At 69.9% G+C, this 25,859-nt stretch carries 16 protein-coding genes and 1 pseudogene; 9 read left to right on the forward strand and 8 right to left on the reverse strand.

What is annotated here, in order from left to right; all coding sequences use genetic code 11:
- Positions 1 to 38 precede the first annotated feature (38 nt).
- Positions 39 to 4,970 carry an NAD-glutamate dehydrogenase gene (locus tag ACQQ2N_RS20575; protein ID WP_440223451.1) on the reverse strand — a complete coding sequence of 1,644 codons (4,932 nt, stop codon included), beginning with the start codon at positions 4,968 to 4,970 and terminating at the stop codon, positions 39 to 41.
- Between the two features lie 283 nt (positions 4,971 to 5,253).
- Here ACQQ2N_RS20575 and ACQQ2N_RS20580 point away from each other — a divergent pair, with 283 nt between their 5' ends.
- The 3 genes from ACQQ2N_RS20580 to ACQQ2N_RS20590 all read left to right on the forward strand — a co-directional run bounded on the left by ACQQ2N_RS20580 (position 5,254) and on the right by ACQQ2N_RS20590 (position 8,252).
- A complete protein-coding gene (locus tag ACQQ2N_RS20580; protein ID WP_440223452.1) occupies positions 5,254 to 5,757 on the forward strand; it encodes a hypothetical protein in 504 nt (167 codons plus the stop codon).
- A 65-nt stretch (positions 5,758 to 5,822) separates the two neighbouring features.
- Positions 5,823 to 6,260 (forward strand): nucleoside deaminase, encoded by a 438-nt coding sequence (locus ACQQ2N_RS20585; RefSeq protein ID WP_440223453.1) that lies wholly within the window; start codon positions 5,823 to 5,825, stop codon positions 6,258 to 6,260.
- A gap of 258 nt (positions 6,261 to 6,518) precedes the next feature.
- Positions 6,519 to 8,252, forward strand: coding sequence for a diguanylate cyclase (locus ACQQ2N_RS20590; RefSeq protein WP_440223454.1), 1,734 nt, complete (start codon positions 6,519 to 6,521; stop codon positions 8,250 to 8,252).
- A gap of 30 nt (positions 8,253 to 8,282) precedes the next feature.
- On the opposite strand, the gene ACQQ2N_RS20595 is transcribed toward ACQQ2N_RS20590, so the two are convergent.
- Positions 8,283 to 9,443, reverse strand: coding sequence for an acyl-CoA dehydrogenase family protein (locus tag ACQQ2N_RS20595; protein ID WP_440223455.1), 1,161 nt, complete (start codon positions 9,441 to 9,443; stop codon positions 8,283 to 8,285).
- Between the two features lie 169 nt (positions 9,444 to 9,612).
- On the opposite strand from ACQQ2N_RS20595, the gene ACQQ2N_RS20600 reads away from it, so the two are divergent.
- The 4 genes and pseudogenes from ACQQ2N_RS20600 (at position 9,613) to metH (ending at position 14,922) form a co-directional block, all read left to right on the forward strand.
- The gene (locus ACQQ2N_RS20600; RefSeq protein ID WP_440223456.1) at positions 9,613 to 10,539 is read left to right on the forward strand and encodes a metalloregulator ArsR/SmtB family transcription factor; all 927 of its coding nucleotides are present in this window, start codon (positions 9,613 to 9,615) and stop codon (positions 10,537 to 10,539) included.
- Complete coding sequence (locus tag ACQQ2N_RS20605) at positions 10,536 to 11,618, forward strand: homocysteine S-methyltransferase family protein (RefSeq protein ID WP_440223457.1); 1,083 nt, start codon at positions 10,536 to 10,538, stop codon at positions 11,616 to 11,618. The genes ACQQ2N_RS20600 and ACQQ2N_RS20605 overlap by 4 nt, the downstream gene beginning before the upstream one ends.
- Positions 11,615 to 12,151, forward strand: a pseudogene (locus ACQQ2N_RS20610) (short chain dehydrogenase); the annotation flags it as partial. The gene ACQQ2N_RS20605 and the pseudogene ACQQ2N_RS20610, both read left to right, overlap by 4 nt.
- Positions 12,094 to 14,922: a methionine synthase gene (gene metH / locus ACQQ2N_RS20615; protein ID WP_440225817.1), complete on the forward strand. Its 2,829-nt coding sequence runs from the start codon at positions 12,094 to 12,096 to the stop codon at positions 14,920 to 14,922. The pseudogene ACQQ2N_RS20610 and the gene metH, both read left to right, overlap by 58 nt.
- Positions 14,923 to 15,369: 447 nt before the next feature.
- On the opposite strand, the gene ACQQ2N_RS20620 is transcribed toward metH, so the two are convergent.
- The 5 genes from ACQQ2N_RS20620 to ACQQ2N_RS20640 form a co-directional block, all read right to left on the reverse strand.
- Positions 15,370 to 15,624 (reverse strand): hypothetical protein, encoded by a 255-nt coding sequence (locus ACQQ2N_RS20620; protein ID WP_440223458.1) that lies wholly within the window; start codon positions 15,622 to 15,624, stop codon positions 15,370 to 15,372.
- 93 nt (positions 15,625 to 15,717) lie between these two features.
- Positions 15,718 to 16,029, reverse strand: a complete 312-nt coding sequence (locus tag ACQQ2N_RS20625) for a lipid-A-disaccharide synthase N-terminal domain-containing protein (RefSeq protein ID WP_440223459.1) — start codon at positions 16,027 to 16,029, stop codon at positions 15,718 to 15,720.
- A 121-nt stretch (positions 16,030 to 16,150) separates the two neighbouring features.
- On the reverse strand, positions 16,151 to 17,215 hold the full coding sequence (locus ACQQ2N_RS20630) for a class III poly(R)-hydroxyalkanoic acid synthase subunit PhaC (protein WP_440223460.1): 1,065 nt from the start codon (positions 17,213 to 17,215) through the stop codon (positions 16,151 to 16,153).
- A gap of 11 nt (positions 17,216 to 17,226) precedes the next feature.
- Complete coding sequence (gene phaE, locus ACQQ2N_RS20635) at positions 17,227 to 18,618, reverse strand: class III poly(R)-hydroxyalkanoic acid synthase subunit PhaE (RefSeq protein WP_440223461.1); 1,392 nt, start codon at positions 18,616 to 18,618, stop codon at positions 17,227 to 17,229.
- Between the two features lie 73 nt (positions 18,619 to 18,691).
- Entirely contained in the window at positions 18,692 to 20,572 is a 1,881-nt protein-coding gene (locus ACQQ2N_RS20640) for a 3-hydroxybutyrate oligomer hydrolase family protein (protein WP_440223462.1), read from the reverse strand.
- Between the two features lie 139 nt (positions 20,573 to 20,711).
- Between ACQQ2N_RS20640 and ACQQ2N_RS20645 the strand changes: the two genes are divergently transcribed.
- Together ACQQ2N_RS20645 and ACQQ2N_RS20650 are read left to right on the forward strand one after the other, a co-directional pair.
- Positions 20,712 to 21,389: a response regulator transcription factor gene (locus tag ACQQ2N_RS20645; RefSeq protein ID WP_440223463.1), complete on the forward strand. Its 678-nt coding sequence runs from the start codon at positions 20,712 to 20,714 to the stop codon at positions 21,387 to 21,389.
- 54 nt (positions 21,390 to 21,443) lie between these two features.
- Positions 21,444 to 24,434 carry a protein kinase domain-containing protein gene (locus ACQQ2N_RS20650; RefSeq protein ID WP_440223464.1) on the forward strand — a complete coding sequence of 997 codons (2,991 nt, stop codon included), beginning with the start codon at positions 21,444 to 21,446 and terminating at the stop codon, positions 24,432 to 24,434.
- Here the strand turns inward: ACQQ2N_RS20650 and ACQQ2N_RS20655 are convergent.
- Positions 24,415 to 25,848, reverse strand: coding sequence for a hypothetical protein (locus tag ACQQ2N_RS20655; protein WP_440223465.1), 1,434 nt, complete (start codon positions 25,846 to 25,848; stop codon positions 24,415 to 24,417). The genes ACQQ2N_RS20650 and ACQQ2N_RS20655 overlap by 20 nt on opposite strands.
- Between the last annotated feature and the right edge of the window lie 11 nt (positions 25,849 to 25,859).

The raw sequence follows: 25,859 nt of genomic DNA on the forward strand, positions 1-25,859 counted from the left end.
GCGGGATCCGGCACGCGGCCGGATCCCGCCGATGCGTGTCAGACGAGCTGGGCGAGGCGACGCACCGCGACCGAGACGATCGGGTAGTCGATCACGACCTGGCTGCGCATGTCGGCGAACATGCTCAGCGTGTAGCGCAGCGCCGGATCGTCGCGATCCAGCCACGTCGCGACACGCTCGGCCGCACTGCCCTCGCCCTGCGGCACCTGCATCGCGAGCGTGCGCTGCAGGACGTTGAGCTCGTCGCGCAGCGACCCGCGTGCGTGGGCATGCCAGCGCGTCTCGACGGGCAGCTCCTCGATCTTCTCCATGAGCCACTTGAGGTGCAACGCCTCACCGACCGCGTAGTACGTCTCGGCAACGTCGGCCACCTGGCGATCGCCCTGCGCCGACACGACGCTGATGTCGAGCGCGGCACCGAGCAGCGGCAGGCTCGCGAGGTCGGCCGCGAGCTCCTCGGGGAAGCCCTGCTCGAGCCAGCTCTCGCGGGCCTGCTGCATGCGTGCACGATCGGTTTCGGTGGTGACCTCGGCCAGGCGCGCGCGCAGCTCGACCATCGCGGGATGGAAGCGCTCGACCGACGCGGCGATGTCCTGCACGCCGTCCGGGTGGTTGAGCAGCCAGCGTGTCATGTTGCGCAGCAGCTGCCAGATCGCGAGTTCGGCGTCGATCTGCGCGCTGCCGTGCACGCGGCCGTCGAGCGCGTCGATGCCGGCCCACATCGCACGTGCGTCGAGCACCTCGCGCGCGATGTTGAAGGCCTTGGCGACCGCAGCCGGCGTCTGGCCCGTGTCCTCCTGCATGCGCAGCATGAACGTCGCGCCCATGCGGTTGACCATCGAGTTGGTGATCGCCGTGGCGATGATCTCGCGCTTGAGGCGGTGGCGCTCCATGTGCTCGGCGAAGCGCTCGCGCAGCGGCTCGGGGAAGTAGCGGCGCAGCTCCTTGGACAGGTAAGGATCCTCGGGCACATCCGAATCGAGCAGCTGCTGGAAGATCACGATCTTGGAGTACGACAGCAGGATCGCGAGCTCCGGGCGCGTGAGGCCGAGGCCACGCGCCTTGCGCTGCGCGATCTCCGCGTCGCTCGGCAGGAACTCGATCTGGCGGTCGAGCAGGCCCTGCGACTCGAGCGTGCGGATGAAGTGCTGCTTGGAGCCCAGGCGCGCGACCGACATGCGCTCCATGAGGCTGATCGCGTCGTTCTGGCGATAGTTGTCGAACAACACGAGGCGCTCGACCTCGTCGGTCATCTCGCGCAGCAGGTCGTTGCGCTGGGCCACGCTCATCTCGCCGCGCTGCACGGCGTCGTTGAGCAGGATCTTGATGTTGACCTCGTGGTCGGAGGTGTCGACGCCGGCCGAATTGTCGATGAAGTCGGTGTTGAGAAGCACGCCCGCGAGCGCGGCCTCGATGCGTCCGCGCTGGGTCATGCCGAGGTTGCCGCCCTCGCCGACCACGCGGCAGCGCAGGTCGCTGCCGTTGACGCGGATCGCGTTGTTGGCGCGGTCGCCCGCGTCGGCGTTGGTCTCGGCCTCGGCCTTCACGTAGGTGCCGATGCCGCCGTTCCAGAGCAGGTCGACCGGCGCCTTGAGGATCGCCGTGAGCAGCTCGTTCGGCGTCATCGCCTGCGCACCGCCGTCGATGCCGAGCGCGGCCGCGGCCTGCGCCGATACCGCGATCGTCTTGGCCGAGCGCGGGTAGATGCCGCCGCCGGCCGAGATCAGCGAGGCGTCGTAGTCGGCCCACGACGAGCGCGGCACCTTGAACATGCGCTCGCGCTCGACGAACGTGCGCGCCGCATCGGGATCCGGATCGAGGAAGATGTGGCGATGGTCGAACGCGGCGACGAGGCGGATGTGCCTGGACAGCAGCATGCCGTTGCCGAACACGTCGCCCGACATGTCGCCGATGCCGACGCAGGTGAAGTCCTCGGACTGCGAGTCGCGGCCGAGGGCGCGGAAATGGCGCTTGACCGATTCCCACGCGCCCTTGGCGGTGATGCCCATGCCCTTGTGGTCGTAGCCGACCGAGCCGCCCGACGCGAACGCGTCGCCGAGCCAGAAGTCGTGGTCGGCACTGACCGCGTTGGCGATGTCGGAGAACGTCGCGGTGCCCTTGTCGGCGGCGACGACCAGATACGGATCGTCGCCGTCGTGGCGCACCACGTCCTCGGGATGCACGAGGTCGCCTTCGACGAGATTGTCGGTGACGTCGAGCAGGCCGTTGATGAACATGCGGTAGCAGGCGACGCCTTCGGCGAGCACCGCGTCACGCTCGCCGCTGGCCGGCGGGCGCTTGACGAAGAAGCCGCCCTTCGAGCCGACCGGCACGATGACCGTGTTCTTGACCATCTGCGCCTTGACGAGGCCGAGCACCTCGGTGCGGAAGTCCTCGCGGCGGTCCGACCAGCGCAGGCCGCCGCGCGCGACGGGTCCGAAGCGCAGGTGCACGCCTTCCACGCGCGGCGAGTACACGAAGATCTCGCGGTACGGACGCGGCTTGGGCAGTTCGGCGAGCTGGGCCGGGTCGAACTTGTAGCTCGTGTACGGATGCGGCTTGCCGTCGCGCGACTGGAAGTGGTTGGTGCGCAGCGTGGCGCGGATCACCGCCATGAAGCTGCGCAGGATGCGGTCCTCGTCGAGGCTGGCGACGCGCTCGAGCAGCACCTTGATCGTCGTGATGACGGTGTCGACCTGGGCGTCGCGGTCGAGCTCGCGCGCGGCGACGAGATCGTCGATCAGCGTGGCGTGCTCCTTGAGCGACTCGGCCGGGATCAGCGTGTCCATCTCGTAGCGCAGGCGCTTCCGCGCGTGCTCGGTCGCTGCCTTGCCGCCGTCGAGGCGGTGCGGATCGAACTTGGCCTCGAACAGCTCGACGAGCAGGCCGGCGATGTCCGGGTAGCTGACCAGCGTCTGCTCCATGTAGGCCTGCGAGAACGGCACGCCGGTCTGCAGCAGGTACTTGGCATAGCCGCGCAGCACGCTTACCTGGCGCCAGTCGAGCTGCGCACCGAGCACGAGGCGGTTGAAGCCGTCGTTCTCGGCGTCACCGCGCCAGACGCGCTCGAACGCGTCCTCGAACGGCGAGCGCACCTTGTCGAGGTCGAACTGCAGGCGCCCCGGGCGCACGAGGATGTCCTGGATGGTGATCGCGTTGCCGCCGGACGCGATCTCGTAGAGGTTCTCGGTCAGCACGCTGACGCCGAGGTTCTCGAGCAGGGGGATCACTTCCGACAGCGTGATGTCGCCGCCGAGGCGGAACACCTTGAAATGCAGCGCGTCGGCGTGGCGGCGCGAGCGGTACAGGTGCAGGCGGATGTCGTCGTTGTCGCCGAGTTCGGAGGCGAGCTCGACGTCGACGGCGGCCGTGTGCGGCGTGACCTTCTCGATGTAGCCGGCCGGCAAGGCCTTGCCGTAGCGGCTGGCGAGCTTGAGGCCGCGCTCCTCGCCGTGCTTCTGCACGAGCGTCTCGCGCAGGTCGTCCTGCCAGTTGCGCACGATCTGCGCGATGCGCGACTCGAGGTCGGGCACCTCGAACGTGACCTGGTCGCCGGCCTTCGGGCGCACGATCATGTGCACACGCGCGAGCGGCGACTCGTCGAGCATGACGCTCGAATCGACGCGCTCGCCGCGGAACTGGCGCTTGAGCATCGCCTCGATGCGCTCGCGCACGTCGGTGTTGAAGCGGTCGCGCGGCACGTAGGCCAGCACCGAGAAGAAGCGGCCGTAGCGGTCGCGGCGCACGAACAGGCGCGTGCGTGCGCGCTCTCGCAGGTCGAGCACGGCCATCGCGATGTCGTAGAGCTCGTCGACCGAACACTGGAACAGCTCGTCGCGAGGCAGCGTGTCGAGGATATGGCGCAACGCCTTGCCCGAGTGCGAATCGCGCTTGAGGCCCGAGCGGCGCATGATCGATTCGATGTTGCGGCGGACCAGCGGCACGTCGCGCGGCGGCGTCATGTACGCCGACGAGGTGAACAGGCCGAGGAAGCGCTGCTCGACGACGGGCTTGCCGGTATCGTCGAACGCGAGTACCGACAGGTAGTCCATGTGACCCGGACGGTGCACGCGCGAGCGTGCGTTGGTCTTGGTCAGGATCAGCGCGCCGACCGCGCCGGAGCGGTCGAGGTCGCGCGCGGCCAGCGTCTTGAGCGAACGCGGCGCGACGCCGCGCTCACCCTCGTGAAGGATGCCGAGGCCGGAGCCGTCGACCGCGGTCAGCACTTCGGACTCGCCCTCGCCGGTGACGCGGTACTCGCGGTAGCCGAGGAACGAGAAGTGGTCGTCGGCGACCCAGCGCAGGAATTCCACCGCCTCGTCGAGCGTCTCGGCATCGAACGGCAGCTTGCGCTCGGGCAGCGTGTCGGCGATTTCGAGCATCTTGGCGCGCATCGCGGCCCAGTCGGTCACGGCCGCGCGCACGTCGTCGACGGCGGCGACGACCTGGCGACGCAGCGATTCGAGCTCGTCGGCCTCGGCCACGCGCTCGATCTCGAAGAACATCACCGACTCGGCCGCGCCGCGGTCGGACTGTTCGTCGCCGAACCACAGCACGTGGCCGCCCGGATCGCGCTCGACGCGGAAGATCGGATGGATGACCGAGTACGTCGACAGGTTGGCCTGATTGACGACCATCGACACCGAGTCGACGAGGAACGGCATGTCGTCCGTCGCAACCGCGATGATCGTGTAGCCGCTGTCGAAACCTTCCTGCGCCGCGTGCGGATTGAACACGCGGATCTTCGCGCCGCCGGTCTTGCGCTGGCGCACGAACTCGAACATGTACAGCGCGATACGCGCCCACTCCACGGGCTCGCGTCCGGCGATGTCGTCGGCCGGGACGTGGCGGAAGAAGTGGCTCGCGAACGCGGTGGTCTCGCGCTGGCGGGACGAGCCCGGCTGCGCGGTGATCTGACTCAGGATGGCATCGAGGCGGCTGTGTTCGGACACGGCATTCTGTGCATTCATCACAAAGGTCTGGAAGGATTTCAGTGGGCGCGGAGGATACGCCCCGCCCCTTGCATTGGCCACCCGCAAGCTGCCGCCGCGACTGGAAAAACGCGCACCCGATCATGATGCGTTGCGGCAATGTTCAGGCGTGCTGTGAGCCGTTCGCGAACCCGGCATGCGCAAGCGTCGCGATGCGCTGCAACGCAGCGAGGTCGCGTGCGTCGCGACAAGTCAGAGCGCTTGCACACCCGTCACCCGATGGCGTCACATGGCCGTCATCGCATCCCGCCGGCGCCCGACGATGACGAGAACCCGCCGCCTCGCCCTGCCCGTACTGCTCGCCATGTTCGCGGGCTGCTCCGAGGACGCGCCGCAGGCGCCCGCACGGCGTGCCACGGACGCGACGGCACCGGCCAGTCCTGCCGCCCCGCCGCGCGCCTGGCTCGCGCACACCGATGCGACGCCACCCACGGTCTGGCTTGCCCGCCATGCCGAGGGCGACGACCGGGAGGCCGACGCAGCCGCGATCGCACGCGCCACCCGCAGCCTCGATGCGGCGGCGCGCGCATACACCGACCCGCCGCGCATGCTCGCCAACCGTGCCGTGCAACTGCGCCAGATGCTCGACCACCTCGCCCCGGCCGAAGACGCGATCACCCTGCTCGATGCACTCGCGTCGATGCCGGTCGGGCACGGCGGCCGCGATGTCGCCACCGACGTGCAGCACTACGCGAACCTGCGCCGCCAGGGACACGACCACGCCGACGCGCTCGCCCGCCTCGCCGCGAGCCGACACGGCGGCTGAGCCGGGGTGTGCATCGACGCCCGAGCGGCTATCGTTGCGGGTCTTTCCCCACGCCGGAGCACGACATGGACCCGTTCCTCGACGCCGCCCTCGACGAAGCGCGCGCCGGACTCGACGAAGGCGGCATCCCGATCGGCTCGGTGCTCGTGCACCGCGGCGTCGTGATCGGCCGTGGCCACAACCGCCGCGTGCAGCGCGGCAGCAGCATCCTGCACGGCGAGATGGACGCACTCGAACAGGCCGGCCGTCATCCGGCCTCCGTGTACCGCGAGAGCGTGCTCTACACGACCCTGTCGCCGTGCTCGATGTGCTCGGGCGCGATCCTGCTCTACGGCATCCCGCGCGTGATCGTCGGCGAGAACCACACCTTCCTCGGCGAGGAAGAGCTGCTGCGCAGCCGCGGCGTCACCGTCGATGTCGTGCAGGACGAGCGCTGCATCGCGCTCATGCGCGACTTCATCGCCGCGAACCCTGCGCTGTGGAACGAGGACATCGGCGAATGACGGTCTCCCGGTGCGGCAACGACCGGGGAATGCGACGCCGGCGGGCCGGCACGGCAGAAAACGACAACGGCGGGCGTCCGCGAGCCTGATTCCGTTCGGCAGGCACAACGTTACACACGGTTACGCACTGTGACGGGATTCGCGGAATGGCGTCGTAACGCGCCCGGCGCCCCCTCGGTCTTGCTAGGGTCCGCGCCGGACCGAACCGCCCGGGATGGCGCGCGTCTTGCTTCACCGTCGCGAGACCAGGCCCCCTGAATGCCCCCCAGCCGTACGCTCCCTCCCGAAAACCCGCCGTCCGAGGCGCCGCCCAGCCGTTTCGCCGGGCGGCTCGTCGGCGTCTCGATCGTCATCGGCGCGATCCTGCTCGGCGTAGCCGTGCAGGTCTACCGCGCGGTCGGCGAGTTCATCGACGCGACCCAGTGGGTGACCCATACGCTCGAGGTCAAGAACGAGATCACGACGATCGTCGCGCGCGTGCGCGAGACCGAGGCCAACCAGCGTGCCTACATCATCACCGGCGCCGACGACCGGCTCTCGGACTTCTACGCGAGCATGCCCGCGATCGCGACGCACATGGCGCGCCTGCGCGTCGAGGTGCGCAACAACCCGACCCAGATCGCCAACGTCGACGAGCTCGAGGCCCTGCTGCACAAGCGCACGACCGGCATGACCGACGTGCTCGCGCGCTACCACGACGGCGGCTTCGACGCCGCACAGCAGGCGATCCGCACCAACCATTCGCGCGAGGAGGATCTCGCGATCGAGGCCTTGAGCCAGCGCATGCTGCAGATCGAGGACGACCTGCTCGACGACCGCCGCGCGCACACGCTGACGCTCGGCGCGCTGACCCGCAACCTGACCACCGGCGCGATGCTGCTGACCGCGGTGCTGCTCGCGTTCGCACTCGCGCTGGTGCTGCGCGAGAACCGGCGCCGCCTCGCCAGCGAGCGCGACGTGCAGCGCAGCAACGCCGAACTCGCGGGCAGCCTCGAGGAATCGCAACGCCTCGCGCGCACGCTGCGGCAGCTGTCGGAGCTCGGCGAAATGCTGCAGGGCTGCCGCAGCCTCGACGAGGCCCTGACCGGCCTGCGCACCGCCCTCGCACACCTGCTGCCCGGCATCGGCGGCTCGATCCATCTCGTCAACGCCTCGCAGGACCTCGTCGAGACCTACGCGACGTTCGGCGAGCCCGATCTCGAGAGCGAAGCCCTGTTCGGTCCGGACGACTGCTGGGCGATGCGCCGCGGCCACGCGCATCCGCCGACGGACGGCCTGGCGGGCTTCCCGTGCAAGCACCTCGGCGACGCCAGCGCCATCGCGATCGAGCGCGCGCTGTGCGTGCCGATGGTCGCGCAGGGCGAGATGCTCGGCGTGATGTCGATGTCGTCGAAGCTGCCGATCCGCCACGAGGACCGTTCGATCGCGATCGCGGCGGGCGAGCACATCTCGCTCGCGATCGCCAACCTGCGCCTGCAGGAAACCCTGCGCACGCAGTCGCTGCGCGATCCGCTGACCGGCCTGTTCAACCGCCGCTACCTCGAGGCCTCGCTCGAGCGCGAACTGCAGCGCGCGATGCGCCGCAACCTGCCGATGGCGGTCATGATGCTCGACCTCGACCACTTCAAGCGCTTCAACGACCTGCACGGCCACGACGGCGGCGACGCGCTGCTGTCGCAGTTCGGCGCCCTGCTGCAGCGGCTCGTGCGCAGCGAAGACGTCGCCTGCCGCTACGGCGGCGAGGAATTCACCGTGCTGCTGCAGGAGACCGATGCCGAACAGGCGATGCAGCGCGCGGCACGCATCGTCGAGGCGGTGCGCACACTCGACGTGCAGCATCGCCGCCAGTCACTCGGCCAGGTCACCGTCTCGATCGGCGTGGCCACGTATCCGCAGCACGGCTTCACGCCCGAGGACCTGCTGCGCAGCGCCGACCGCGCGCTCTACGCGGCCAAGCACCAGGGCCGCGACCGCGCCGTGCTGGCGGGCTGAGCCCGCCGCGACGGCGCGACCGCCGCGGACTCAACGCAGGCCGGTCTCGTTGCGCGCGATGACGAGGCGCTGGATCTCGCTGGTGCCCTCGTAGATCTCGGTGATCTTGGCGTCACGGAAGTAGCGCTCGAGCGGCATTTCCTTCGAATAGCCCATGCCGCCGTGGATCTGCACGGCCTGGTGGGTGATCCACATCGCCGCCTCGGATGCGAACAGCTTGGCCACCGAAGCCTCGGTGCTGAAGCGGCCGTCGCCCTTCTCGGCCTCGCCCTTGGCGAACGCCGCGCGCAGCGTCAGCAGCGTCGCCGCGTCGAGCTTGCACTTCATGTCGGCGATCTTGGCCTGGGTCATCTGGAACGAGCCGATCGCCTGGCCGAAGGCCTTGCGCTCGCGCACGTAGGCGAGGCTCGCCTCGTACGCCGCACGCGCGAGGCCGACCGCCTGCGAGGCGATGCCGATGCGGCCCGCGTCGAGCACGCCCATCGCGATCGAGAAACCCTTGCCTTCGGGGCCAAGCATGTCGGCGGCCGGGCAGACGTAGTCGCGGAACTCGATCTCGCAGGTCGCCGAGGCGCGGATGCCGAGCTTGGGCTCGGTCTTGCCGGCGTGGAAACCCTCGCGCGCGGTGTCGACGATGAACGCCGAGATGCCCTTGGCGCCGATGCCCGGCGTCGTGATCGCGAACAGGATGATGTACTTGGCCACCGGGCCGGACGTGATCCAGCTCTTCTTGCCGTTGATGACCCAGTCGCCGTCGTCGTTCCTCGTCGCACGCGTATGCATGGCCGAGGCGTCGGAACCCGACTGCGGCTCGGTCAGCGCGTACGCGCCGATGTGCTCACCCGAGGCGATCGCGCGCACGTAAAGCTGCTTCTGCTCCTCGGTGCCGTACTTGAGGATGCCGTTGCAGTACAGCGAGTTGTTGACCGACATGATCGTCGAATGGGCCGTGTCGGCCGCGCCGATCTCGATCATCGCGAGCGCGTAGGCGACCGGATCGAGGCCGGCGCCGCCGTATTCGACCGGCACCTCGATGCCCATGAGGCCGAGCTGGCCCATCTCGCGGATGTTGTCGAGCGGGAACTCGCCCTTGGCATCGAGTTCGGCGGCGGCGGGGGCGATGCGCTTCTGGGCGAAATCGCGCGCGATGGACTGGATCGAAAGCTGGTCGTCGCTAAGGCGGAAATCCATGACTCGGGCCTGGCTTTGCGGGAAACCGCGCATGATAGCCGAGCGCGCCCGAGCAAACCCTCGAACGGCCCGGTGGCCGAGTCCGCCCGGAACCCCCTCCTCCGTTGACGCGCTGCGGCACGCTGGCTACGCTGGCCATCCATCCTTCGATCAAGATGAAAGGATAACCGTGGATCTCGCCGCCACCTCGGCGCTGCTGCGGCTGCTCTCGGACCCGACGCGCGTGCGCCTGCTCGCGCTTCTGGAACGCGAGGAGCTGACGGTCGCCGAGCTTTCCGCCGTGCTGCGCCTGGCCCAGCCGCGCGTGTCGACGCACCTGGCCAAGCTCAAGGAGGCCGATCTCGTGCGCGACCGCCGTTCCGGCGTGTCCTCGTACTACCGCTTCAACGGCGAGCTCGACGCGCGCGAGAGCGCACTGCTGCACGCACTCAAGGCCAGCGTCGACGACGCCCTGCTCGACGACGACGAGCGCCGCCTGCCCGGCGTGCTCGCCAAGCGCGCGCGCGCCGAGGGCTGGGCCGACACGGTTGCCGGCGACATGGAGCGCCACTACTCGCCGGGGCGCACCTGGGAGACGCTGGCGCGCTCGATGACCCAGCTGGTCGGCACCGGCGACGTGCTCGACATCGCCTCGGGCGACGGCGTGCTCGCCGAACTGCTCGCGCCCGGCGCGCGCTCGATCGTCTGCATCGACGCGAGCCCGCGCGTCGTCGGCGCGGCGCGCGAACGCCTCAAGGGCTTCGACAACGTCGAGGTGACCACCGGCGACATGCATGCGCTCGACCTTGGCCGGCGCACGTTCGACCTCGTCCTGCTCATGCATGCGCTGACCTACAGCGACCGTCCCGCCGTCGTCGTCGCCGAAGCGGCGCGCGTGCTGCGCAAGGGCGGCCGCCTCGTCGCCGCGACGCTCGGCCGCCACGCCCACCGCACCGCGGTCGAACCGTTCGACCACCGCAACCTCGGCTTCAAGCCCGACGACCTGCGCGGCTTCGCCGAGGCCGCCGGCCTCGAGGTGCAGCGCTGCGGGCGCATCACGCGCGAGGCCAAGGCACCGCATTTCGAAGTGATCTCCCTGCTGGCGACGAAACGATGAGCCACTCCCTGCCCTGGCTGAACCCGGCGCGCGTCGCCGCGCTCGAGGCCGCGCTCGCCGCGCGCATCCTGATCATCGACGGCGCGATGGGCACGATGATCCAGACCCATCGCCTCGAGGAGGCCGACTACCGCGGCGAGCGCTTCGTCGACGGCTTCGACGCCACCCATGCGCACGACGGCGCCTGCGGCCACGACCTCAAGGGCAACAACGACCTGCTGCTGCTGACCAGACCCGAGGTCATCGCCGGCGTGCACGCGGCCTACCTCGAGGCCGGCGCGGACTTCGTCGAGACCAACACGTTCAACGCGACCTCGGTCAGCCAGGCCGACTACCATCTCGAGCACCTCGTCTACGAGCTCAACCGCGAAGGCGCCCGCGTCGCGCGGGCCTGCTGCGACGCGGCCGAAGCGAAGACGCCGGACCAGCCACGCTTCGTGATCGGCGTGCTCGGCCCGACCAGCCGTACGGCCTCGATCAGTCCCGACGTCAACGACCCGGGCTTCCGCAACACGAGCTTCGACGAACTGCGCGAAACCTACCGCGAGGCGATCGAAGGCCTCATCGACGGCGGCGCCGACACGATCATGGTCGAGACGATCTTCGACACGCTCAACGCCAAGGCCGCGCTGTTCGCGATCGAGGAGGTCTTCGACGCGCGCGGTGCGCGCCTGCCGATCATGATCTCGGGCACGATCACCGACCGCTCGGGCCGCACGCTGTCGGGCCAGACCGCGGAGGCGTTCTACGCCTCGATGGCGCACAGCCGTCCGCTGTCGATCGGCCTCAACTGCGCGCTCGGCGCGACCGACATGCGCGAGCACGTCGAGACGCTCGCGCGCGTCGCCGACGCGTTCGTGAGTGCGCATCCGAACGCGGGCCTTCCGAACGCGTTCGGCGAGTACGACGAGACGCCCGAGGAGATGGCCGAGACGCTGCGCGAGTTCGCGACCTCGGGCCTGCTCAACCTCGTCGGCGGTTGCTGCGGGACGACACCCGCGCACATCCGCGCGATCGCCGAAGCCGTGCGCGGCCTGCCGCCGCGCCGCCTGCCCCACCTTCTGAAGGACGCTGCATGATCATCCTCATCGTCGGGGCCGGCGGCACGCTCGGCCGCGCCGTGACCGCGCGCCTCGGTCAGCGCCACACGATCGTGACCGCGGGACGCTCGCAAGGCGACGTACGCGTCGACCTGCGCGACGAGGCCAGCGTGCACGCGATGTTCGAACTGACCGGGCCGATCGACGCGATCGTCGCGACGGCCGGCAACGTGCACTTCGGTCCGCTCGCGCAGATGACCGCCGAGGATTTCACCGCGGGCCTCAACGACAAGCTGCTCGGCCAGGTCCGCCTCGCGCTCATCGGCCAGCATCATCTCAACGACGGCGGATCGATCACCCTGACCACCGGCATCCTCGCCGAGCAGCCGATCGCGCAAGGCGCCAACGCGACCGCGGTCAACGCCGGCATCGAGGGCTTCGTGCGCGCCGCCGCCTGCGAGCTGCCGCGCGGCCTGCGCATCAACGCCGTGAGCCCGAGCGTGCTGCGCGAAGCCTGGGACGCCTACGGGCCCTATTTCCCCGGTTTCGAGCCGGTCGGTGCGGATCGCGCCGCGATCGCGTTCGAGCGCAGCATCGACGGCGTGCAGACCGGCCAGGTGTTCAAGGTCTGGTGATGTCCGACGCCCGCACGCCACCACGCTACACGCGCCTTTCCGGCCTCGAGCCGCTCGTCGTCACGCCGGACCTGCTGTTCGTCAACGTCGGCGAACGCACCAACGTCACCGGCAGCGCGCAATTCCGCAAGCTGGTCAAGGAGGAGCGCTACGAGGAAGCCGTCGACGTCGCGCGCCAGCAGGTCGCGAACGGCGCGCAGATCCTCGACGTGAACATGGACGAGGGCCTCATCGACTCCGAGAAGGCGATGACGCGTTTCCTCAACCTGATCGCGTCCGAGCCCGACATCGCACGCATCCCGGTCATGGTCGATTCCTCGAAGTGGAGCGTCATCGAGGCCGGCCTCAAATGCCTGCAGGGCAAGGGCGTGGTCAACTCCATCTCGCTCAAGGAAGGCGAGGCGCTGTTCGTCGAGCACGCGCGCAAGGTGCTGCGCTACGGCGCCGCCGCGGTGGTGATGGCCTTCGACGAGGTCGGCCAGGCCGACACCTGCGCACGCAAGGTCGAGATCTGCACGCGCGCCTACCGCATCCTCGTCGACGAGGTGGGTTTCCCGCCCGAGGACATCATCTTCGACCCCAACATCTTCGCGGTCGCGACCGGGATCGAGGAGCACGACAACTACGCTGTCGACTTCATCGAGGCGACGCGCATCATCAAGGCGACGCTGCCGCACTGCCACGTGTCGGGCGGCGTCTCCAACGTGTCGTTCTCGTTCCGCGGCAACGAGCCCGTGCGCGCGGCGATCCACTCGGTGTTCCTGTACCACGCTATCGCGGCCGGCATGGACATGGGCATCGTCAACGCCGGCGCGCTGCCGATCGTCGACGAGCTCGATCCCGAGCTGCGCGAGCGCGTCGAAGATGTCGTCCTCAACCGCCGCCCCGATTCCACCGAGCGCCTGCTCGCGATCGCCGACCGCTACAAGAAGGGCGGCAAGGACGCGGGTGGCGACACGCGCGAGGAGCAGTGGCGCAGCCTGCCGATCGAGAAGCGCCTCGCGCACGCCCTCGTGCACGGCATCGACGCCCACGTCGACGCCGATACCGAGGAGGCACGCCTGCGCTCGACACGCCCGCTCGACGTCATCGAAGGTCCGCTCATGGACGGCATGAACGTGGTCGGCGACCTGTTCGGCGCGGGCAAGATGTTCCTGCCTCAGGTGGTCAAGTCGGCACGCGTCATGAAGAAGGCCGTCGCCTGGCTGCTGCCGTACATCGAGGCCGAGAAGGCGCGCACCGGCGATGCCGGCAAGTCGAACGGCAAGATCATCATGGCCACGGTCAAGGGCGACGTGCACGACATCGGCAAGAACATCGTCGGCGTCGTGCTCCGCTGCAACAACTTCGACGTGGTCGACCTGGGCGTCATGGTGCCGGCGCAGAAGATCCTCGACGCCGCACGCGCCGAGAACGCCGACATGATAGGCCTGTCCGGACTCATCACGCCGTCGCTCGACGAGATGACCCACGTCGCGCGCGAGATGCAGCGCCAGGATTTCCACCTGCCGCTGCTGATCGGCGGCGCGACCACGTCGCGAGCGCACACCGCGCTCAAGATCGAACCGCACTACAAGGCACCGACCGTGTGGGTCAAGGATGCCTCGCGCGCAGTCGGCGTCGCGCAGTCGCTGATCTCGAAGGACCTCGTCGACGCGTTCATGGCGAAGATCCGCGCCGAGTACGGCGAGATCCGCGAGCGCCACAAGGACCGCAGCGGCGCGAAGAAGCTCGTCACGCTGGCCAAGGCGCGTGCGCAGCGCTTCGACGGCGACTGGGCGAACCACGTTCCGCCTGCGCCGCGCAAGCCCGGCATCACCGTGCTCGACGACGTGCCACTCGCCGAGCTCGTGCCGTTCATCGACTGGACACCGTTCTTCAATGCCTGGGAACTGGCGGGACGCTTCCCGGCGATCCTCGACGACGCCATCGTCGGCACCCAGGCCACCGAGCTGTATCGCGATGCACGTGCGATGCTCGACCGCATCGTCGCGGAAAAGTGGCTGCGCGCGCGCGGCGTGTTCGGCCTGTGGCGCGCCAATGCGGTCGGCGACGATGTCGCGGTGCGCGATGCCGACGGTGCGCCGCTCGCCACGCTGCACTTCCTGCGCCAGCAGGCCGACAAGCCGGTCGAGCGCCCGGACTTCTGCCTCGCCGATTTCGTCGCGCCGGCCGACAGCGGCCGCGAGGACTGGGTCGGCGGGTTCGCGGTCACCGCCGGCATCGGCATCGACGAACACGTCGCACGCTTCGAGCGCGAGCACGACGACTATTCCTCGATCATGCTCAAGGCGCTCGCCGACCGTCTCGCCGAAGCCTTCGCCGAGTACCTGCACCACCGCGTGCGCCGCGAGGACTGGGGCTACGTGCCCGACGAGGCGCTCGACAACGACGCCCTCATCGACGAGAAGTACAGCGGCATCCGTCCCGCGCCGGGCTATCCGGCCTGTCCCGACCACACCGAGAAGGACACGCTGTTCCGCCTGCTCGATGCGACCGCGAACGCGGGCATCTCGATCACCGAGAGCTTCGCGATGCTGCCGACCGCGGCGGTCTCGGGCTGGTACTTCTCGCACCCGCGCAGCCAGTACTTCGTACTCGGGCGCGTGACCCGCGAACAGGTCGAGGACTACGCGAAACGCAAGGGCTGGTCGCTCGCCGAAGCCGAGCGCTGGCTCGCCCCGAACCTCGACTACGATCCCGAATGATCCCGCCGGCGGCATGCGGCCGCCGGCGCACTGCTGTCCAGGGAAAGTTCGAGGCGAACGCTCGAAAACATTGCCGCGTCAGGCCTCCGGCAATGAACGCCTGCATGCCGACGCGTTCTCGCGGCAATACGGCATTGCGCACGCTCTTTCCTTCTCCCTCCGGGAGAAGAGCCTGCCCCGTACCCCGATACGGGGGCCCGCAGGGCCGGATGAGGGTTCGGGATCGCGACGATGATCCGACGTGGTCCCGATCCCGCACCCTCTCCCCAACCCCTCTCCCGGAGGGAGAGGGGCTCAAGCGCAACGCCACTGCGAAAGGACGCGTCGAGCCTGTGAAGCCGCGCGACGCCGAACGCCGGGAACCCCCACGCAACAGCTCCGCCTACGGCGCGACGCGACGTGCGATTTGTCCCGGGACAGTAGTGGCCGCCGGCGGGCATGCCGTTGCTACATGCCGGCCTGCGACGCACCACCCATCGCGGACAGGAACGCGAGTCCGCCGAACAGCATGAAGCACACGATCGCGACCACGGTCATGATCAGGTAGGCCTTGCAGAGGTTGGCCTTGTTCGGGTTGGTGCCGTTCGAGAACGCCCACACGAGCATCATGACGAAACCCACCAGCGGGATCGCGAGCACGATCAACGTGACGATCCACTGCCCGAGCGTGACCACCGGTGCGACGCTGTTGCGATTGTCCATCCCCAATTCCCCTCGTCGGTGCCGGGGCGGAATGCCCGGCCGCAGACTCCTACGGGAAACGGGGGCGCCGGGTGACAACCGGCGGCGCCGGGCCTAGGCGGCGGCAGCGTCCGAGCGCCGGTGGCGCAGGTCGACGACGAGGTTGTAGACCGACACGAAGGCCGGGAACAGGTTCGAGAGAATGCCGACCGAGTCGTTCTTGCCGAACGTGAAATAGCTGACCAGCATGATGCTGCCGGCCACCGACAGCCACCAGAACGCCTGCGGCATGTGCACGCGGCCGAGCTTCTTGGTCGCGTACATCTGCACGAACCAGCGGCTCGTGAACAGGAACACGCCGAGGTAGCCGACGAGCTTCCACGGCGTCACGCCGATGCTGTGGATGTTGAAAAGCACCTCGTTCATGACGCCCCCCGCACGCGAAAAAGGGCGACATTCTAGCCTTGTGCGTGTCGGAGCGCCGTCGGAGACCGCGCCCGGGCGCCCGCCCCGCGTGCGCGCGGGTCGCGCAGGTGGCGCGACGTGATCAGTCGCGCGCGGCGAGCCAGTCGTGGATCGCGGGCGGCACCTCGCGCTGCGCACGGCCCGACACGTAGATGCCGATGTGGCCGCCGCGGAACGCGATCTGCGTGTAGTCGTCGGTGCCGACGAGGCCGCCGAGCGCTCGCGAGGCGTCGGGTGGGACGAGATGATCCTGCTCGGCGAAGATGTTGAGTACGGGCATCGTGATGTTGGCGAGGTCGACCTCGCGTTCGCCGATCACGAGCCCGCCGTTGACGAACTTGTTGCCCTGGTAGAAATCGCGCAGGAACTGGCGGAACGCCTCGCCGGCCTGGTCCGGCGAATCGAAGATCCACTTCTCCATGCGCAGGAAGTTCTCGAGCTCGGCCTTGTCGTCGAGGATGTCGACCATGCCGATGTACTTCTGCTGCATGAGCCGGATCGGCTTGAGCGTGAGGTAGCACAGGTTCATGAGGTCGGCCGGCACGTTGCCGATCGTGTCGACGAACAGGTCGGCGTCGAGGTTGCGTGTCCAGTTCGACAGCATGTTGTCGGGCGTGTGGAAATCGACCGGCGTCACCATCGTGACGAGGTTCTTCACCTTGTCCGGATGCATGGCCGCGAAGCACAGCGAGAACGCGCCGCCCTGGCAGATGCCGAGCACGTTGATCTTCTTCACGCCTGCCTTGCGCGCGACCGCATCGACGCTGCGGCGGATGTAGCCGTTGATGTAGTCGTCGAGGGTGAGCCAGCGGTCGGCGCGGTCCGGATAGCCCCAGTCGATGAGGTAGACGTCCTCGCCCTGCGCGAGCAGGTTGCGCACGAGCGACTTGTCCTCCTGCAGGTCGACCATGTAAGGACGGTTGACCAGCGCGTAGACGATCAGCGTCGGCGTCTTCGCGGTCGGCTTGCGCTCGCCGCGGAAGCGGTAGACCACGAGCTTGTCCTCGCGGTAGACCACTTCCTTGTCGGTGACGCCGTAGGTGACGTCGTCGAGCTGGCGCAGCACCTGCGCGCCGGCGGCGAGCTTGCGCTGGAATGCCGCGGCTTCGCCGGCGGCCTTGGCGGGATCGATGCGGAGCGGACCCATGGCGGTCTACCTCAGCGCTTGCCGCGGCGCGCGCGTGCGGCCGCCGGACGGGTGGAAGGAGCGTCGCCGCGCGCGGTACGTGCGAAGCGGGCGATGCGGTCGGCGAAACTCGTGGCGGCCTGCGGCGCATCGGCGGTCGCCGTCGCGACCGTCGTGCGCGCCTTGCTCGCGGACACCTTGCGGGGCGCGGCGGGTGTCGCGACGCTGGCCTTCTTCGGCCGCGCGACCTGCGGCACCGAACGCTGCTTCTTGACCGGCTTGCGCGGCTTGCGAGCCGGCTTGGCGGCCTTCGCCGGTGCGGCCGCCTGCGGCTTCGCGGCAGTCGCCGTATCGGCGGCAGAGGCCTCGCGCCGGAACGCGACCACGTTCGAGCGCGCCTCCTGCGCCTTGCGCAGCGCCGCGACCTCGTCGCGCAACGCGTCGATCTCGGCACGCAGGCTCGCGACGTCCTCGCCGCCCTGCGCCTCGCGGAACTGGCGGCGCAACGCCTGCAGGCGCTCGCCGAGGCTGTCGATCTCGCTGCGCGTCGGCACGCCGAGGTCGTTGCTGATGCGTTCGACCTCGCGCTGCACGTGGGAACGCACGCGCATCTGCGCGTTGACGAGCGCACCGTAGACCTCGCGGAACTCCTCCGACAGCGCGACCACGGCGTAGGCCTCCTCGATCGCGTCGACCCAGAGGTCGTAGACACCGCGCACGCTGTCGATCTGGCGGCCCGGCTCCTCGCGATCGGCGAGCTTGCGCTGGAATGTCGCGAAGCCCTGTTCGGCGACCTTGAGCATGAGGCGCTGGTAGCGCGCGTTCTGCTCCTGATACTCGATCAGCGCGAGCACGCCGGCCTGCGCGTTCTCCTGATGCTCGCGCAGGAAGCCGAACGCGGGCGTGCCGAGCGCATCCTTGGCCTGGCCGAGCATCGGCCCGGCGACGGACAGGAAGCGCTGCATCATCGCGTCGAAACCGGCCGCGCCATGGCTGCCGCTCTGGCGCAGGAAGCTCGCGAACGGATTCGCGGCGCCCTGCATCGGCGCCGCTGCCGACTGCATGAGCTCGGCCCACGAGCTGCCGCCCTGCCCGCCCATCGCCTGGAGCAGGCCGAGGTAGCCTTGCGAGGCCGTGGCGAGACGTTCGAGCAGGTCGCCGCCGAGCGCGCCCATGCCGGGCATCGCCCCCGGTGTCATGCCGGGCATGGCTCCGGACATCATGCCGGGCATCGCACCACCGAAGCCGGGCATGGCGCCGAACAGGCCACCAAGCCCCGGCGGCATCCCGAACGGCGCGCCCATGCCCGGAAACGGGGAGCCTCCGCCACCGAAAGCGTTCAGACCCGGCATCGCCGCGGCGGCCTGCTTCGACAAGGCCTCCCATTGGCGGGCCCACTGGCTCATGTCGAACGGTTCGCTCATGTCGGTCTCCGGCAGCGGTGGCGGCGCAAGGCCTCGATCATAGTACGGCGCAGGTGTCGTCCCGGCGACGCGATCAGTCGCCCGGCATCGCGCCGAGCTGCATCGCGCCGAGCGGACCGTCGCCGCGCGGCGTGGTCACGATGTCCTTGCCGGGCGGCAGCGGCGCGCCGTTGGCGACGTGGCTCCACAGGTGGTCGAGCGCGGCGTAGCCGTACGGCATCAGCGGCACGTAGCGGTCGCCGAACTGCGGGAAGGCGAGGAACGCGTCGAAATGCTGGGCGTGGCCGACGCGCCACAGGCTGGCCTGGCGGCCGTTCGCGGCGAGCCATGCCACGTAGGGATCGGAGCTGAAGGCGATCGGCACGAGGCCGTCGTCGATGCCGTGCACGATCGTGATCGGCAGGCCTGCGCGCGGCAGTGCGGCGCGCGTGCGCGCGACCTCGCCGGCGAGGCGCTTGGCGGTGTCGTCGGAGGAACTCCACAGCTGGCTCAGGCACAGCAGGCCGGCCAGGGTCGGATCGTCGCCGCCGGCCTGCGCATCGACGATGCCGACGCCGGCGCCGGGCGGGATGCCACTCGCATCGGACCACCACGTCGCGCGCGCGATGTCGTCGGCGAGGCGCGTGCGGCCGTTCGCATCGGTCGCCGCGAACGCGTAGCCGCACGGCATCGCCGCGACGCCGGTGCGTGCGTAGGCGGCCGCATAGGTCACGGTCACCGCACGCCAGAGATCCAGCGCGCTCGTCGACGCCGCGCTGCGCAGTGCCTCCTCGGTCCAGCCCGTGTCGCGCAGGCGCTGGTGGGCCTCGCGTGCACGCGCCTCGTCGTCGGCGCCGGTCAGGCGGCTCGCGGCATGCAGGGCACGGCAGCGCGCGCTCCACATCGGCAGCGGCTGGCCGTTGACCCGAGCGAACGGCACGCCGTCGTAACGCGAATCGAGCAGCGCACACGGAATCAGCAACGCGGCCTCGGTCGCGTAGTCGTAGAGCGCGCGGCCGCCACGACCCGGCAGCACGTTCGGTTCGAGCGCGACGACACCGTCGAGCAGGCCGTCGTCGAGCCCGGCCGCCTGCAGCACCGCGCCGCCGCCGTTGGAAAGGCCTGCCGCGATGACGCGCGTGTTGTCGGCCGTGAACGGGGCCTCGTCCGGGAACGCCTCGTCGAGGGCGCGCAGCGCGAAGCGCGCGGCCTGCAGCACGTGCAGGCCCCAGTCGGCTTCGGGGTTGTCGCCCGAGTTCGCATGCTTGACGAGCACGCCGTTGGAGACGGGATCCTGCGACGGCACGAACTCGAGCTCGCCGTCGGCCTGCGTGCCGCGCGTGCCGTCGAGGCGCACGCCGGTGCCCGAGGCCACGTCGAAGTAGCCGGTGCCGGCGCCCTTGTCGGTGTAGGCGACCACGCAGCCGCGCGCGAGACCCCATGCACCCGCGAGCGCGATGCCGCCGTAGATGCCGCGCGAACCGGACGACGCCGTGACGACGATGCAGCGCTTCTGGCGATCGAACAGGTCCGGCACCTGGGCCAGCACGCGATGCGGCGCATGGCGACCGTCGAGTGTCGCGAACGCCGTGTACTCGCGTCCGGTCACGACCGGCACGGCACCGTAGATCTCGCCGTAGCCGCCGAGCGGGCCAAGGTCGGCGATGCCGCGCCAGCTCGAATGGATCGCGCGACGGCGCAGTTCGGCCGGCGTCGGCGACGCGGGGTTCGCGAAGCCCGGCGGCGTCGCGCGCAGCCCGGCGAGGCCGAGACCGGCGCTGAGCAGGTCGTCGCCGTCACGGTGCGTGGTCGTGCGGATCTCGCCGAAACGGTCGGCGGAGGCCTTCTTCGCGGGAGCCGGCGAAGCGGTGGACGACGGCGCGGTCACGGGTTCGTCCGGGCGCTCACGCGAGCTGGAGCAGGCGGCGAGCAAGCTCGCGACGAGGACGGAAGGGACCAGGCGCCATGCATTCATTCGCTCGCTCGCGGATCGGGATGGAGGACGCCTGGCGGCACGCGTGCCGACGGCGCGGAGGCGCGATGGTACCCGCAATCCCGTTGACTTCCCGTTGGCGCGGCGTGAAGCCGTGCGCGCGAGCGGTTACCCTGCGGACATGCCGCGCATCCTCATCGTCGACGACCATCCGCTGTTCCGCCTCGCCCTCGCGCAGGCGGTGCGCAACGTCGTCGATGCGGCCGAGGTCGTCGAAGCCGACGGCTTCGAGGCCGCGATGGCGCAGTTGCGCGCGCAACCCGACACCGACCTCGTGCTGCTCGACCTGCACATGCCGGGCAGCCACGGCCTCATGGGCCTGGTCACGCTGCGCAGCGCGTTTCCTGCGGTCGCCGTGGTCATGGTGTCGGCGCACGACGATCCGAACGTCGTGCATCGCGCGCTGACCTACGGGGCCGCCGGCTTCGTGCCCAAGCGCACGGGCCTCGACGACCTGCAAGGCGTGCTGCGCGCGATCCTCGACGGCGAGCTGCCAGCACCGCCGCCCGCCGCCACGACCGCCGACGACCTCCAGGACCGCGCGCTCGCGGCGCGCCTCGCGACCCTGAGCCCGCAGCAGTTGCGCGTGCTCGTGCTCGTCGCCGAAGGCCTGCTCAACAAGCAGATCGCCGACCGCCTCGGCATCCAGGAGCGCACCGTCAAGGCGCACCTGACCGCGATCTTCGAGCGCCTCGGCGTGCGCAACCGCACCCAGGCCAGCCTGCTGCTCGGTGCGCTGTCGATCTCCGATCCCGCGCGCTTCCCGCTCCCCGACGACACCAGCATCACGGCCGGCTGACCGCCCGCACGGCGCCCTGCTACGCTGCGCGCGCCACGCTGGAGGGAAGCGGCCTTGGACCACGCGGACGTCACGAAACGCGCACTCGACGTGTTCGCGTCGCTGCTCGATGCTGCCGAGGCGGAGGTCGACGTCATCCTCGCCGACGAGCCTCCCGCCGTCGCGCAGCAGGTGCGCCGCATGCGCGCCGCCCATGCGGGCGATGCAGGCGTCGCGCTCGCCGGCCACGTGCAGGCCGCGCTCGATCCGGTCGCCGCCGAATCCACCGAGGGACCGTTCCATGACGGCGAGGCCATCGGCCCGTACCGGCTCGTGCGCGAGATCGGACGTGGCGGCATGGCCTGCGTCTGGCTCGCCGAACGCGCCGACGGCTCGCTGCAACGCGCCGTCGCACTCAAGCTGCCGCTGCCGGGATATGCGCGGCACGGATTCGGCGAGCGCTTCGGACGCGAGCGCGACATCCTCGCCCGGCTCGTGCATCCGCACATCGCGCGCCTCTACGACGCCGGCCTCGACGCGGGCGGCCAACCCTATCTCGCGCTCGAGTTCGTCGAAGGCGAGCCGATCACGCGCTGGTGCGACACGCGCCGTGCCGGCGTGCGCGAGCGCCTGCAGCTGTTCGGCCAGGTGCTCGACGCGGTGCAGTTCGCGCACGCGAACCTCGTCATGCACCGCGACCTCAAGCCCGGCAACATCCTCGTCGACACGAACGGCTCGGTCAGCCTGCTCGATTTCGGCATCGCGCGCCTGCTCGACATGGAAGGATCGAGCGCTGCCGAGACCGCGCTCACGCGCGACGGCGGGCGTGTGCTCACGCTGCAGTACGCGAGCCCCGAGCAGGTGCGCGGCGAGCCGTTGACGACCGCGACCGACGTGTTCTCGCTCGGCGTGGTGCTGCACGAACTGCTCGCCGGCACACGGCCGTACCGACTCGCCTCCGGCTCCGCCGCGCAACTCGAGCACGCGATCACCGAGGGTGCGCGATCGCCACTCGTGCGCGCCTCCAGCGACGAGCGCGCCGCCGCACTCGGGCTGCGCCATGCGCGTGCGATGCGGCGTCGACTCGGCGGCGACCTCGAGGCGATCGTCGCCAAGGCGATGGCCCCGTCACCTGCTCAGCGCTACGCGACCGTGCAGGCCTTCCACGACGACCTGCGTCGCCACCTCGAAGGTCATCCCGTACGTGCACGCCGCCCGTCCCGGCTGCTCGCGGCGTGGCGCTTCGTGCGCCGCCACGCGGTCGCCTCGACCGTCGTCACGGCACTCGTCACCGCACTGGTCGCGAGCAGCATCGTCGCCGTAGCCACCGCGCAGCGCGAGCGTGCGCAACGCGAACGTGCCGAGGCGGCCAGTGCCTTCCTCGTCGGCGTGTTCGCGCAGGCTCATCCCGACGAGAACCGCGGCAAGCCGTTCACGGCCGCCGAACTGCTCGCCAAGGGCGAGCGCCTGCTCGACGCCGACGCGTCGCGACCGGCCGCGGTGCAGGTCGACCTGACCAGCCTGATCGGTGAGCTGTACTGGAGCATCGGCGACTTCGCACGTGCCGAGCAGCTGCTCGTGCGCGCGGTCGATGCCGCGGCGGCCGGCGACGTGCCCGACGGTGTGCGTGCGTCCGCGCTGCTGCGGCTCGCGCGCACCGAGCTCGGCCGGAATGCCCACGACAAGGCGATCGCCTACGCACGCGAGGCAATCGACGCCGCCGCGCGGGCCGGTGCATCCGCGCGCGGTGAAGGTTCGCAGGCACGCCGCGTCGTCGCCGAGGCGACCATCGCGCAAGGCTCGGCGGAGCAGGCCTTGCCGCTGCTCCACGAGGCGCTCGCGGCGGACCGCGAAGCGTTCGGCCCGGCCAGCGCCGAGGTCGCCGCCGACTGGGACATGTTCGGCCTCGCCTACAAGGAACTCTCGCGCTACGACGAGGCGATCGACGCCTCGCAGCGCGCCGTCGAGGGGCTGAGCCGCGTGCACGGGCGCGAGCACAGCAGCGTGGTCAATGCGCTTGGCGTATTGGCCTCGGCACTGGGCCACAAGGGCGACATCGACGCGTCGATCGCGACCCTGCGCGAGTCGGCCGCGATCGCCGAGCGCATTTTCGGGGCCGAGCACCGCGAGACGATCGTGCAGCGCTCGAACCTCTACATCGCGCTCAATCGTGCGGGACGCCCCGAGGAGGCCGTGCGCGGCAACCTCGAACTGCTCGCCATCGTGCAGCGCACGATGGCCGACACCCGTCCCGAGCAGCTGGCGTTCCTGTATGGCGCGCTGGCGAGCCAGTACCGCAGCCTCGGACGGTTCGCCGAGTCGGCACAGGCCGCGAACGACGCAGTGGCGACGTGGACCCGCATCAAGGGTTCGGACGACCAGGTGGAACTCGCCGATCCGTTGTGGAGCCTCGGCACCGCGCAGGGGCTGCTCGGGCAGCACGCCGAGGCCGAGGCGACGCTTCGCCGCGCGATCGCGATCGCATCGCGGCACCAGGCGCCGACGTCGCAGTGGCGTGCGATGTACCGCGGCCAGCTCGCGATCGTGCTGCGCCTGGAAGGCCGCGGCGACGCGGCCTTGCATGAAGTCGAGGATGCGATCGAGGCGATCGGCCAGGCGGCGACGCGTGCCACGCCGATACCGGTCTTCCTGCAGGCGGTCGCGAGCGAAGCGCGACTCGACACCGGCGACATCGCAGGCGCTCTCTCCACGGCGACGCGTGCGGTCGACATGGCGCGTGAAGCAGGGCCGGCCAGTGCGCTCGGGCATCGCGCACCGCTGTTCGCACTCGGGCGTGCGTTGCGCGCGACGGGCCGTGCCGGCGAAGCCGAAACCACGTTGCGCGAAGCGCTCGCCACAAGCCGCCCGCCACTCGGAGACGACGATCCACGCATCCTCGAGATCGAGGCGGAACTCGCCGCGACGCTCGCCGACCTGCATCGCCACGAGGAGTACACGGCGCTGCGCGACGCACTCGCCCCGCGCCTGCGGGCACTCGGTACGCCCTACGCGAAGACGCTTCTCGCCCGGCTGGGTGTACGCCCGATCAGCGCGCCGTCGACGTAGGGGGGGGCGCGGCAGACGGCGATGCGTCCGGCGCGGGAGCCAGCGTCGCGTCCGGCTCGGCGAGGTCCATCTGGTAGGGCGGCGCGAACCAGAACGGAATGCGGTACTCGCGCCTGCGGTTGCGCCCCTTGTCCTCGCCTTGCGCGTTCCACGTCACCACGAGTTCGTGGCGTCCGGGTGCGAGGCGATCGAGCGGAAGATAACCCTGCAGACCTCGCATCCCGAGGTCGCGACGCTCGGCATCCTCGAACGTGGCGACGTCGGCCACGCGCGTATCGAGGCGCACCTCCCACAACCCGGCGAGACAGGCCCGGCGTGCCGCACTGTCGTCCGCGTCCGCACAACGCTCCTTGAGCACGCGCGCATCGCGGTCCGGCAGATGCGGCAGGAACACGCGCAGGTAGGCGTCCGCGACGAGATCCGACGGAATCACCGGCACGCGCAGCAGCAGGTCGTCCTGGCCGCGCAGGTTCTCGTAGTAGGCACTGCGCTGGCCGGCTTCGGCACGCGTGTCGTCGAGCCATGTGTAGCTGCCGAACGGCGCGAACTCGCGTGCGAGCACCATCTGCACCGTGCCGATGAGCACGGTCGACATGATCACGAAACCGAACATGATCGAGAACGTGCGCCGCGGCATGTTGCCCTCGAGCGAGAGCTGCACGGGCAGCATCAGATGCTGCGGCAGGTACCAGCCCTGCATGCGCAGCAGGACGCGCACGACGCGCTGCAGACCTGCCGGCGTCTCGCGCCGTCCACGCCCGACCACCTGCCAGAAGCCTTCGATCACCATCACGCCGAGCGACACGAGCATGACCCCGCCCGCGATCACCCCGAGCACGATGTTGCCGGCCCTCTCCGGAAGGTCGAACAGGTACACGACGAGCATCGTGGCGATGAAGATGCCGACCAGCAGCGTCGCCATCCAGGCCATCGAGATCGCGACGAGGCCGACGACCGAGAACACCACCGAGGCGAACCGGTCGGCACCGTCGATCGCGGCACCGAGGTCGCTGACACCGCGCCTGTAGTAATCCCGCGACAGCGGTCCGACGCTGGTGATGCGGTCCCAGCGGATGCCGTGCGGGAACACCGCCTTGAGGCCGATCAGGCCGACCCAGTACGCACGCGCGACGAGATGCAGCAGGAACGCGCCGGCAAGCGTGTAGGACAGTCCGATCGCCATCGGGAAGACGAGGTCGACGATGCCGAGGCGATTTCCGTCGACGTGCACCTGCAGCGCCGCCCAGCGCGCGAACAGCCAGCCCGGGAACGTCGCGAGCGCGACGAGGCTGATACCCGAGATGATGAGCTCGAGCTCGTCCGTGCGCTCGCGCAGGCTCTCGAAGGCGACCCGGGAAGGCGATGCAGGCGGCGGGTCGCCGGCCGGCGGAAGCGATGGTTCGTGGGCAGTCAAGTCGGCATCCG

The organism is Dokdonella aquatica (assembly GCF_051987395.1).
In the GTDB taxonomy this organism is placed as follows: Bacteria; Pseudomonadota; Gammaproteobacteria; order Xanthomonadales; family Rhodanobacteraceae; genus Dokdonella.